Raw genomic sequence first — 11,656 nt, 5'->3', positions numbered from 1 at the left:
ATCGACGAGCTGATCGTGTCGCAGCCCGACACCGGCGAACAGGCGCTCGAGATCGTCGACACGCTGGTCCGGTCGAATGCGATCGACGTGCTGGTGATCGACTCGGTCGCCGCGCTCGTCCCGCGGGCTGAGATCGAGGGCGAGATGGGCGACAGCCATGTCGGCTTGCAGGCGCGATTGATGTCGCAATCGCTGCGCAAGCTGACCGGCTCGATCAGCCGGTCGCGCTGCATGGTGATCTTCATCAACCAGCTGCGCATGAAGATCGGCGTGATGTACGGCAATCCGGAAACCACGACCGGCGGCAACGCGCTGAAATTCTACGCCAGCGTCCGCCTCGACATCCGCCGCACCGGCCAGATCAAGGACCGCGAGGAGATCATCGGCAACACCACCCGCGTGAAGGTGGTGAAGAACAAGGTCGCGCCGCCGTTCAAGCAGGTCGAATTCGACATCATGTACGGGCAGGGGGTGTCGAAGCTCGGCGAGATCCTCGATCTCGGCGTGAAGGCCGGGATCGTCGAGAAATCGGGCGCCTGGTTCAGCTACGACAGCGTTCGCCTCGGCCAGGGTCGCGAGAATTCGAAGACCTTCCTGAAGGACAATCCGGACATGGCCGACCGCCTCGAAAAGGCGATCCGCGCGCGCACCGACAAGGTCGCCGAGGAAATGATGGCCGGCCCCGACGCGGACGACGATCTCTGATCGCGCGATCGGTCGTCGGAAACGAAAGGCCCGCCAGCAATGGCGGGCCTTTTGCGTTTGAGGCCGGTGCTCGCGCGCGTGTGGGTGCGACTCTTGAGACTCTTGCGGTGGTGGCTCCCTCTCAAACTTCGTGTCCCCGCGAAGGCGGGGACCCAGTACTGGGCTCCCGCCTTCGCGGGAGCACAAGGGGAGCAGCAGCCACCACAATCCTCCCCTGCAAGGGGAGGGGGACCGTCGAAGACGGTGGAGGGGACTCACCCAGCAAGGCACCGCCACGTTCTCAGCGCCGCCACCACCCGTTGGATCCCCGCGAAAACAATGGCGACGCCGGCCTCATCAAGCATCACGACAGGAGACCCCAATGACCAACGCCGCTGAATGGTCCGGCCCCGTCGGCGACGCCTGGGCGCAGGAATGGCGGCGCACCGACCGCATGTTCTCCGGTCTCGCGCCCTATCTCGACGCCGCGATCCTCGCAGCCGCACCACCGACCGGAGGCAAAGCCCTAGACATCGGCTGCGGCGCCGGCAGCACCAGCCTCGCCTTGGCCAGCGCCCGCCCCGACCTGACGGTGACCGGCATCGACGTCTCCCCCGAACTCGTCGCCGTCGCGCAAGCGCGGGCGCAAGCATCACCCAACTGCACCTTCCTCACCGCCGATCTCGATCACGACACCCTGATCGCCGACGCCAATTCGGTCGACCTGTTCGTCTCGCGTCACGGCGTCATGTTCTTCGCGGATCCCGCGGCAACCTTCGCCCGTCTTCGAGCCGCCGCCCGCCCCGGCGCCGCGATGGTCTTCTCCTGCTTCCGCGCTGCAGCCGCCAACTTCTGGGCATCGACCCTGGTCGCCGATGTCACCGGCACTGCGCCCGCCGCCACTGCTGGCTACGCCCCGGGCCCGTTCGGGTTCGCCGATCCTGCGATCCCCACCGCCTTCCTGACCGCCGCAGGCTGGCAGCCAGCCGAGCCCGAGCCGATCGACTTCACCTACATCGCCGGCGATGGGACCGATCCGCTCGCCGAAGCGGTGGCGCTGCTCCGCCGCATCGGTCCCATCGCGAGTGCGATCCGCACCGCCGCCGAACCGTACGCGATGGTCGATCGGCTTGCCACGATGCTGGAGCGCTATAGGACGGGCGACCTGATCGCCTTTCCCGCGGCCGCATGGCTCTGGCGGGCAACGGCTTAGGCGACAGCAGGGGAGCTTGCCGATGATCACCGTCCACCATCTCGAGAATTCACGGTCGCAGCGCATCCTGTGGATGCTCGAGGAACTCGGCCTGCCGTACGAGATCAAGCGCTACGAACGCGACAAGGCGACGATGCTCGCGCCGCCCGAGCTCCGCCGAGTCCACCCGCTCGGCAAGTCGCCGGTGATCGACGATGACGGGCTGGTGATCGCCGAAACCGGCGCCATCGTCGAATATCTGGTCGAAAAGGCCGACGGCCGGCTCGGCGCGCCAGCGCACCGCGAGGCGGCGCTGCGCTATCGGTTCTGGCTACATTATGCCGAAGGATCGATGATGCCGCCGCTCGTGCTCAAACTGATCCTCGGCCGCATCCCGCTGCTCGGCAAATCGTCGGAGAAGCGGATCCAGCCGATGATCGAAAACCATCTGAACTATGTCGAGGCGGAACTCGCGACTCGGCCCTGGTTTGCGGGCGATCAGATGACCGCCGCCGACATCATGATGAGCTTCCCGCTCGAAGCCGCGCGCAGCCGCGCCGGCCTCGACGACTCGCGGCCGGCGACGATCGCCTGGCTGGCAAAGGTCCATGCCCTCCCGGCCTACCGGACCGCGCTGGAGAAGGGCGGCCCCTATGCCTATGCCAAATAGCTAGGCGACGCCGCGGCTCGGCGCGTGGGGCGGCTCGACGTCGACCGGCTCGATCGGGTCGAGCGTGCCTTCCCACCGAGCGACCACGCTCGCGGCGACCGCGTTGCCGATCACGTTGGTCGCCGATCGGCCCATGTCGAGAAAATGGTCGACGGCCAGGATCAGCAGCAGCCCCGCCTCCGGTATCTTGAACAGCGGCAGCGTCGCCGCGATCACCACCAGGCTGGCGCGCGGCACCCCGGCGATGCCCTTGGATGTCACCATCAACACTAGCAGCATAATCACCATCTGCCCGAGCGACAGGTCGATGCCGTAAGCCTGGGCGATGAACAACGACGCGAAGGTCATGTAGATCATCGATCCGTCGAGATTGAACGAGTAACCGAGCGGCAGCACGAAGCTGGAGATCTTGGGCGGCACCCCGAACCGATCCAGCGCCTCCAGCGTCCGCGGATACGCCGCTTCCGACGAGGCGGTCGTGAACGCCAGCAGCAACGGCTCGCGGATATATCGGACCAGCAAGCCCATCCGCTTGCCGATGAACAGGAATCCGAACCCGATCAGCATCGCCCACAGCGTCGCCAACCCGATATAGAAGGTCAGCATGAAGTAACCGAGATCGCCGATCACCCCGGGCCCACGCTCCGCCAGCGTGCTCGTCACCGCGGCGAACACCGCGATCGGGGCGAAGCGCATCACATAGTTGGTGATCTGCAACATCACCGCCGCAAGCGCTTCGGTCGCCTTCACCAGCGGCGCCGCCTTTTCGCCGACCGCGGTGATCGCGACGCCGACGAATAGCGAGAAGATCACGATCTGGAGGATCTCGTTCTGCGCCATCGCGTCGATCATCGATGCGGGGACGACATGGGTGACGAACTTGGCGATGTCGAACGCCGCCTGGTCGACCCCGCTGGTCGCGGTCACCGGCGGCAGCGGCAGGTTCAGCCCGACGCCCGGCTGGAACAGGTTGACGAGGATGAGCCCCAGGGTCAGCGACAACAGGCTGGCGGACAAAAACCAGCCCACCGCGCGCAGCCCGACCCGACCGAGCGCTCCGGTGTCGCCCATATGCGCGATCCCGACGACCAGTGTGGAGAATACCAACGGCGCGATGATCATCTTGATCAGCCGCAGGAACAGCGTCGTCAGAATCGAGAAATAACCGGCGATCTTGGTCAGCGTCGCGGCCGACGACGGCGTGCCGTCGTCGATCGCGAGGTGCAGCCCCCAACCGACGATCAGCCCGAGCACCAACCCGACGATAATGAAGAAGGTCAGCCGCTTGGCCATGCAGTCGCTCCCGATACCAGTGCGCCTAGGGAGGGGATTGCGGGCGCGGGGTCAAGGACCGTATCGCTGTCCGATGTCCTACTCGCCCTCCCGCCGCGACCTCATCCGCACCGCCGCCGCGCTCCCGTTGCTGTCGAGCGCGGCCATCCTCCGCGCTGCCGCGCCCGATCTCTCGACCCTTGCCCCGATCACTGGCGCCGCCCGTCCGATCGACAAGGCGGAGCATGCCGCCCGGGTGGCCCGCGCACAGGCGGCGATGAAGACGCTGGGGATCGGCTCCATCCTCATCGAACCGGGTTCGTCTATGACCTACTTCACCGGGGTGCGGTGGGGGCGGAGCGAACGCACCACCGTCGCGATCATCCCCGCCGAGGGTGAGGCTTGCATCGTCACTCCCTTCTTCGAAGAGCCGTCGGTTCGGCAGACGCTGGCGATCCCCGCCGAGGTCCGCGTCTGGCAGGAGGACGAGTGCCCGTTCGCAGTGGTCGCCGGCTTCGTCCGCGAACGCGGCGCCGCCAGCCGACCGATCGGGATCGAGGAAACCGTCCGGTTCTTCGTCGAGGACGGTGTCGCCCGCGCCTTGCCCGGCACCCGCATGATCAAAGCCGATCCGGTGGTTCGCGGCATCCGGATGATCAAGACCGCGCCGGAACTGGCGCTGATGCAACTTGCGACGGACGTGACGATCGCCGCCTATCGCTGGACCCACCGACGCGTGGAAACCGGCATGACCGGTGCAGAGATCGGCGCACTGATGACCGCCGCGACCGAGAAGCTCGGTGGCGAGCCCGAATTTTCGATGGCGCTGATCGGCCCAGCCGCCGCACTGCCGCACGGCAGCCGTGAGGTGGCGAGGCTCGCCAGGGGGGACATCCTGCTGATGGACTGCGGCTGTACCGTTGGGGGATATCAGTCCGACGTGTCGCGCACCTGGGTTCATGGCGGCGCGGCGTCGAAGGAGCAGCGCACCGTCTGGAACCACGTCGCCGAGGGCCAGCGGATCACCTTCGCCGCCGCCCGCATCGGGGCGCCCGCGGGCAGCATCGACGATGCGGTGCGCCGCCGTTACGCTGCGCTCGGCTATGGGCCCGGCTACCGCTTGCCCGGCCTGTCGCATCGTACCGGCCACGGCATCGGCATGGACGGTCACGAGCCGGTCAATTTCGTCCACGGTGAAGCCACGCCACTCGCGGCCGGTATGTGCTTCTCCAATGAACCCGGCCTGTATCTGCCCGGCAAGTTCGGCGTTCGCCTGGAGGATTGCTTTCACATGACCGCCGCGGGCCCGCGCTGGTTCAGCGAGCCGCCCCGCTCGATCGACTCGCCGGTGTAAGGAGGCGTGCGAGGGGGCGGTGTAAACGGCCGGGCTTGAGGGCGGTGATCCTCTCGCCTAAGTCGCTCTCCCATGACCTCCACCAATGACATCCGCCGCGGCTTCCTCGATTTCTTCGCGTCGCAGGGCCACCAGATCGTACCGTCGTCGCCGCTGGTGCCGCAGAACGACCCGACGCTGATGTTCGTCAATGCGGGGATGGTCCCGTTCAAGAACGTGTTCACCGGCCTGGAATCGCGCCCTTATTCGACTGCGACGTCGAGCCAGAAATGCGTTCGTGCGGGCGGCAAGCATAACGACCTCGACAATGTCGGCTACACCGCGCGGCACCACACCTTCTTTGAAATGCTCGGCAATTTCTCGTTCGGCGACTATTTCAAGGAACAGGCGATCCTCAACGCCTGGACGTTGCTGACCCGCGAATGGGGCCTGTCGCCCGATCGGCTGACCGTCACCGTCTACCATAACGACGATCAGGCGTTCGACCTGTGGCGGGAGATCGCGGGGCTTCCCGACGAACGGATCATCCGTATCGCGACCAAGGACAATTTCTGGGCGATGGGCGCCGACGGCCCGTGCGGTCCCTGTTCGGAGATCTTCTTCGATCACGGCGATCACATCCCCGGCGGCCCCCCCGGTTCGCCCGACGAGGATGGCGATCGCTTCGTCGAAATCTGGAACCTGGTCTTCATGCAGTTCCTGCAGGAAGCCGACACCATCGTCGGCGATCTGCCGAAGCCGAGCATCGACACCGGCATGGGGCTGGAGCGCATCGCCGCGGTGATGCAGGGCGTGCCCGACAATTACGACACCGACACCTTCAGGGCGCTGATCGCCGCGTCGACCGCGCTGACCCATACTGCCGCCGAAGGGCCGACCAAGGCGAGCCACCGTGTCATCGCCGACCACCTCCGCTCCGCCGGCTTCCTTGTCGCGGATGGCGTGCTGCCCGCGAACGAGGGGCGGGGCTATGTGCTGCGTCGGATCATGCGCCGGGCGATGCGCCACGCCCATCTGCTCGGGGCGAAAGAGCCGCTGATGCACCGCCTGGTGCCCGCGCTCGTTGCGGAGATGGGGGCGGCCTATCCCGAGCTCGTCCGCGCGCAGCCGCTGATCGAGGCGACCTTGCAGCAGGAAGAGACGCGCTTTCGCCAAACCCTCGACAAGGGGCTGAAGCTGCTCGACGAGGCCACCGCGTCGATGCGCCCCGGCGACACGCTGGCGGGCGAGACCGCGTTCAAGCTCTACGACACGTTCGGCTTCCCCTACGACCTCACCGAAGACGCTTTGCGAGCGCAGAACCTCCAGGTCGATCGTGCGGGTTTCGACACCGCGATGGCCGAACAGAAGCGGGCCGCTCGCGCTGCTTGGAAGGGATCGGGCGCCAAGGCCTCCGACGACCTGTGGTTTGACATCGCGGAGGAGAGCGGTTCGACCGAATTTACCGGCTATGCCGCCGATACCGGAGAGGGCGAGGTCGTTGCGCTGGTCAGGGACGGCGTTCGCGTCACCGAGGCGGGTGTCGGCGATGCAGTTTCCATCGTCGTCAATCAGACACCCTTCTACGGCGAAAGCGGCGGTCAGGTCGGTGACACCGGTACGATTTCCAGTGACGCCGGGCTCGCGGCGACGGTGACCGATACCTCCAAGCAGCTGGGCCGGGTGTTCGTGCATCATGCCGTGATCGACGCGGGCACGCTGAAGGTCGGCGACCCGGTGAAGCTGCGGATAGACGTCGCGCGACGGGCCCAGATCCGCGCCAACCATTCCGCGACGCATCTGCTGCACGAGGCGCTGCGCCAGCGGCTCGGCACCCATGTCGCGCAGAAGGGCTCGCTGGTCGCACCGGATCGGCTCCGCTTCGACGTGTCGCATCCGGTCGCGATGAGCCCCGCCGAGCTTGCCGATGCAGAACTGGCCGTCAACGCGCAGATCCGCGGCAACGGGCCGGTGGTGACCCGCTTGATGACCCCCGACGAGGCGATCGAGATGGGCGCGACGGCGTTGTTCGGCGAGAAATATGGCGACGAGGTCCGCGTCGTGTCGATGGGAGAGGACGCGGACGGGACCTATTCGATCGAGCTATGCGGCGGGACCCATGTCGGCGCACTCGGCGACATTGGTCTGTTCAAGGTCGTCGGAGAAGGCGCGGTGTCGTCGGGTATCCGCCGGGTAGAGGCGCTGACGGGCGAGGCCGCGCGGGCGTATCTGACCGTGCGTGACGACAAGCTGCGCGAAGCTGCTGCGACGCTCAAGTCGTCGCCCGACGAGGTTCCCGCACGCGTCGCTGCGTTGATCGAGGATCGCCGGCGGCTGGAGCGCGAACTCGCCGACGCGAAGAAGGCACTTGCCCTGGGCGGCAGCGCCAGCGCATCGGCAGGTCCTGAAGACATCGGCGGCGTCGCTTTTATCGGCCAAGTCCTGAACGACTTCGAGGCCAAGGGCCTGCGCGGTGCGGTCGACGAAGCAAAACAGCGGATCGGCTCCGGCATCGCGGCGATGGTGGCGATCAACGAAGGCCGCGCTTCAATCGCGGTCGGGGTGAGCGAGGATCTCGTCGCACGCTACAATGCGGTCGATCTACTGCGCCGCGCGGTCGGCGTGTTGGGCGGGCAGGGCGGCGGCGGACGGCCCGACATGGCCCAGGGCGGTGGGCCAGACGGCGATAAGGCGGACGACGCTATCGCCGCAATCCGTGCTGCCATCGCCGGTTAAGTAACCCCCTCCCCCGCGGGGGAGGGGCCGGATCATCAACGGGGTGCTGCAGCCGGCTTCGCGGTTGCGGCGGACGTCGCGCCTGCTGCAGGTGCTGCGGCAGAAGCGCCGCCGAGTGCGGCGTCAAACTGTGCTGCGGTCATGCCCATGATGACGTTGCCCGACGGCCCGGCAGCGAAACCGGCGACCGGGAGTTTGACGTCGCCCTTGGCAGTCGTCAGCGTCACGAACTCCGCATCGGCGGACTTGATCGTGCCGAGCGTCGCAGCCCCATCGACGCTGCCTACCGGGGTTCCGGCAACAAGCTTGCTCGCCAACTGACCAGTAGCCGCGTTCTTGGCCTGCGCGGCTGCGGCGTCGAGGTCGGCCTTCGTCATCGCAATTGCCAGGCCCTTGGTGCCCTGGCCGATCGACGTCGCCGGCAGGCTCAGCTTGCCGGTCGGCGATGCGACCACGACCGCGCCGTTAGCGACGCTTTCGACCTTGCCGATCTCGACGCCCGCGGAGTCGAACACGGATGCGCCGACGGTCGGGGTGACGGCCGCAGCGGGCGCTGCGGCGGTCGGGGCGGCCTGTTGTGCCTGGAGCGATGCGGGTGCCAACGCGATCGCGGCGAGAGCGATGATCGATGTCCGGGTCATGGATATGGTTCTCCTGGAATTGCGGTGGATCAACGTGAAGATAATGCGCCGGGTTCCTTTCGTCACTGCGGCTTACCCCCGTATAGGGGCGGTCGGTCTTGCCAGCGCGGTCACACCGTGCCCGGTCGGCGGATGCGCCGGATCCTTGGTTCGCGGTTGAGATCGGCTTCGCGGCGGATCGTCTGGCGCAACTCGTCGCGCTTGTCGTGGATCGACGCGATCACCGGCCCCATCGCCACGCCGAGGTCGACGAGCACCGCCTCCGACAATTGCAGCGAGCTCTCCAGCGTCTCGGGCACCGCGTCCGTCACGCCGGCACGGTAGAGCTCGATGGCGTGCTTCGGATCGCGCGCACGGGCGATTATCGGCAGGTCGGCGGAAAGCGCACGCAGCCGGCGCGTGACGCGGACGGTCAAGACCGGGTCGTCCATCGTCAGGATGACGGCGCGGGCGTTCGCCAGATCGAGCCGGTCGTCCATCTCCGCACGCGCGATGTCGCCGAACAGCACCGGGTAACCCGCCCGCCGCGCCGCGCCGACCGCGTCGATGTCCGCCTCGACCGACACGAAGCGCTGGTCGTGCACCGTCAACATGTCCGCGACCATCCGCCCGACCCGGCCGAAGCCGATCACCACCGTACCCGGCGCCTGCACCGTCTCGATCGCGCCGCCGTCCTCATGGCTGCTCGCGGCCTCGATGCGGCGTGACGCGACCCGCCCGAGCTTGGCGAGCAGCGGCGTGATCGTCAGCCCGATCGCGGTCACCGTCTGCCAGAACGCGGCGGTCGACGGCAGGATCAGTTGCGCCTGCGCCGCCGTGCCTAGCACGATCAGCGTGGTTTCCGACGGGCTCCCCATCAGCAACCCGGTCTCCGCCGCCGGACCGCGCCTGGTCTGCGCCACCCGCAGCAGCAGATAAGTGACGATCGCCTTCACCGCGACCACGCCCGCGACCGCGCCGAGCAAGGCGGGCCAGTTCGCCAGGATCGATCGCACGTCGAGGCTCATGCCGACCGTGATCAGGAACACGCCTAGCGCCAGCCCCTTGAACGGCGCGGTGATCAGCTCGACCTCGCTATGGTATTCGGTCTCGGCGATCAGCAACCCGGCGAGCAGCGCGCCGACGATCGGCGACAGTCCGGCAGCGGTGGTGGCGACGCTGGCGACGATCACGACCAGCAGCGAGGCCGCCAGGAACAGCTCGGGACTCTTGGTCCGCGCTGCCTGGGCGAACAGCCGCGGCAGCACGATCCTCCCGCCGATATACATCACGACTACGGTCAACGCACCGTTCAGCGCCACGCCGGCGAGATTGCCCCAACCCTCGGCACTCGCGGTCGGCGCCATTGCCCCGAGCGCGAAGATGATCGGCACCAGCGCCAGATCCTCAAACAACAGCATCGCGAACGCCCCGCGTCCGACCGGGCTCGTCGTTCCCACCAGCGGCAGCACCAGCGCGGTGGAGGACAGCGCGAGTGCGAGCCCGAGCCCGGCCGCGCCTGACCAGTCCTGACCGACCCAATGCAACGCCACCGCTATCAGCGTCGCCGATCCGATCAGCTCGGCCGCACCGGTGCCGAAAACGAGCCGCCGCATCGACCAGATCCGGCGGAACGACAGCTCCAGCCCGATCGAGAAGAGCAGCAGGATGATCCCGAACTCGGCGAACGGCTCGATCGCCTCCGGGTTCGAAATCGTGACGTAGTAGAGCCACGGAAATTGCGCGGAGAGCGAGCCGAGCCCTGCCGGGCCGACCAGCAGACCGACCAGGATGAACCCGATGACCGGGGTCACGCGGAAGCGGGCGAAGGCCGGGATCACCAGGCCGGCGGCGCCCAGGATCACCAGGGCGTCGCTGAAACCTTCATTGTCGAGATGCAATGCCATCCGCGCACGTTAGCCATGTCGAACGCGATCCGTCACCCGTTTCGCACGCGACATGGCGGTGCGCGTTCAGCCCGCCATTGCGGTTTCGAGGTTAACGCGAACCTGCTCGAAGAACTGCTCGGTCGTCATCCACGGCTGGTCGGGCCCGATCAGGATCGCGAGATCCTTGGTCATATGGCCGTTCTCGACGGTCTGCACGCAGACCCGCTCCAGCGTCTCGGCGAAGCGCGTGACGTCGGGCGTGTCGTCGAACTTGCCGCGGTACTTGAGCCCACCGGTCCAGGCGAAGATCGACGCGATCGGGTTGGTCGAGGTCGCCTTGCCCTGCTGATGCTGGCGATAATGGCGCGTGACGGTGCCGTGTGCGGCCTCTGCCTCGACAGTCTTGCCGTCCGGGGTGAGCAATACCGACGTCATCAGCCCGAGCGATCCGAATCCCTGCGCAACCTGATCCGACTGGACGTCGCCGTCATAGTTCTTGCAGGCCCAGACGAACTCGCCGTTCCACTTCAGCGCCGATGCGACCATGTCGTCGATCAGACGATGTTCGTAGACGATGCCGGCTTCCTTGAACTTATCCTTGAATTCGGCTTCGAAAATCTCGGCGAACAGGTCCTTGAAGCGGCCGTCATAGGCCTTCAGAATCGTGTTCTTGGTCGACAGGTACACCGGCCATTTCAAGTTCAGGCCATAGTGCATCGACGCGCGCGCGAAATCGCGGATCGAATCGTCGAGATTGTACATCGCCATCGCGACGCCGGCGGCGGGGAACTGGAACACCTCGCGGTCGATGACCTGGCCATCGTCGCCTTCGAAGACGAGCCGGAGCTTGCCCGCACCGGGGACCAGGAAGTCGGTCGCGCGATACTGGTCGCCGAATGCATGGCGGCCGACGACGATCGGGTGCGTCCAGCCGGGGATTAGGCGAGGCACGTTCTTGATGACGATTGGTTCGCGGAAGATCGTGCCGCCGAGGATGTTGCGGATCGTGCCGTTCGGCGATTTCCACATCTTCTTCAGCTTGAACTCCTCGACGCGCTGCTCGTCGGGAGTGATCGTCGCGCACTTCACCGCGACGCCGTATTTCTGCGTGGCGCGTGCTGAGTCGACCGTGACCTTGTCGTCGGTCGCGTCGCGATGCTCGATACTGAGATCGTAATAATCGAGATCGATCTCGAGGTACGGCTTGATCAGGCGCTCGCGGATCCATTCCCAGATGATCCGCGTCATCTCGTCGCCGTC

Annotated in this window: 9 protein-coding genes; 5 read left to right on the top strand and 4 right to left on the bottom strand. The window is 66.6% G+C overall.

What is annotated here, in order from left to right:
- The 3 genes from recA to ACFE77_RS14605 all read left to right on the top strand — a co-directional run.
- On the top strand, nucleotides 1-705 hold a 705-nt coding region (recA, locus tag ACFE77_RS14615), incomplete at its 5' end, for a recombinase RecA (protein ID WP_375422381.1).
- A 361-nt stretch (nucleotides 706-1,066) separates the two neighbouring features.
- Nucleotides 1,067-1,897 (top strand): class I SAM-dependent methyltransferase, encoded by an 831-nt coding sequence (locus tag ACFE77_RS14610; protein ID WP_375422380.1) that lies wholly within the window; start codon nucleotides 1,067-1,069, stop codon nucleotides 1,895-1,897.
- A gap of 22 nt (nucleotides 1,898-1,919) precedes the next feature.
- Nucleotides 1,920-2,546 (top strand): glutathione S-transferase family protein, encoded by a 627-nt coding sequence (locus tag ACFE77_RS14605; protein ID WP_375422379.1) that lies wholly within the window; start codon nucleotides 1,920-1,922, stop codon nucleotides 2,544-2,546.
- Here the strand turns inward: ACFE77_RS14605 and ACFE77_RS14600 are convergent, their stop codons facing one another.
- On the bottom strand, nucleotides 2,547-3,839 hold the full coding sequence (locus ACFE77_RS14600; protein WP_375422378.1) for a dicarboxylate/amino acid:cation symporter: 1,293 nt from the start codon (nucleotides 3,837-3,839) through the stop codon (nucleotides 2,547-2,549).
- Nucleotides 3,840-3,912: 73 nt separating this feature from the next.
- Here ACFE77_RS14600 and ACFE77_RS14595 point away from each other — a divergent pair, with 73 nt between their 5' ends.
- Nucleotides 3,913-5,172 carry a M24 family metallopeptidase gene (locus ACFE77_RS14595; protein ID WP_375422377.1) on the top strand — a complete coding sequence of 420 codons (1,260 nt, stop codon included), beginning with the start codon at nucleotides 3,913-3,915 and terminating at the stop codon, nucleotides 5,170-5,172.
- A 72-nt stretch (nucleotides 5,173-5,244) separates the two neighbouring features.
- Nucleotides 5,245-7,887, top strand: a complete 2,643-nt coding sequence (gene alaS, locus ACFE77_RS14590; RefSeq protein ID WP_375422376.1) for an alanine--tRNA ligase — start codon at nucleotides 5,245-5,247, stop codon at nucleotides 7,885-7,887.
- Nucleotides 7,888-7,922: 35 nt separating this feature from the next.
- Here the strand turns inward: alaS and ACFE77_RS14585 are convergent, their stop codons facing one another.
- The 3 genes from ACFE77_RS14585 to ACFE77_RS14575 all read right to left on the bottom strand — a co-directional run.
- A complete protein-coding gene (locus ACFE77_RS14585; RefSeq protein ID WP_375422375.1) occupies nucleotides 7,923-8,528 on the bottom strand; it encodes a hypothetical protein in 606 nt (201 codons plus the stop codon).
- A 110-nt stretch (nucleotides 8,529-8,638) separates the two neighbouring features.
- A complete protein-coding gene (locus ACFE77_RS14580; RefSeq protein ID WP_375422374.1) occupies nucleotides 8,639-10,414 on the bottom strand; it encodes a cation:proton antiporter in 1,776 nt (591 codons plus the stop codon).
- 66 nt (nucleotides 10,415-10,480) lie between these two features.
- A partial coding sequence (locus ACFE77_RS14575) for an NADP-dependent isocitrate dehydrogenase (RefSeq protein ID WP_375422373.1) occupies nucleotides 10,481-11,656 on the bottom strand: 1,176 nt, incomplete at its 5' end.

The sequence above is a fragment of the uncultured Sphingomonas sp. genome, from assembly GCF_964243315.1.
Taxonomy (GTDB): domain Bacteria; phylum Pseudomonadota; class Alphaproteobacteria; order Sphingomonadales; family Sphingomonadaceae; genus Sphingomonas.
Note: the sequence above shows the minus strand (reverse complement) of the source record. Positions and strands in the feature narration are given on the sequence as shown.

Coding starts and splice junctions, on each gene's coding strand:
- ACFE77_RS14605 (WP_375422379.1), top strand. CDS start 1,920: ATGATCACCGTCCACCATCTCGAGAATTCACGGTCGCAGCGCATCCTG.
- ACFE77_RS14580 (WP_375422374.1), bottom strand. CDS start 10,414: ATGGCATTGCATCTCGACAATGAAGGTTTCAGCGACGCCCTGGTGATC.
- alaS (WP_375422376.1), top strand. CDS start 5,245: ATGACCTCCACCAATGACATCCGCCGCGGCTTCCTCGATTTCTTCGCG.
- ACFE77_RS14585 (WP_375422375.1), bottom strand. CDS start 8,528: ATGACCCGGACATCGATCATCGCTCTCGCCGCGATCGCGTTGGCACCC.
- ACFE77_RS14600 (WP_375422378.1), bottom strand. CDS start 3,839: ATGGCCAAGCGGCTGACCTTCTTCATTATCGTCGGGTTGGTGCTCGGG.
- ACFE77_RS14595 (WP_375422377.1), top strand. CDS start 3,913: ATGTCCTACTCGCCCTCCCGCCGCGACCTCATCCGCACCGCCGCCGCG.
- ACFE77_RS14610 (WP_375422380.1), top strand. CDS start 1,067: ATGACCAACGCCGCTGAATGGTCCGGCCCCGTCGGCGACGCCTGGGCG.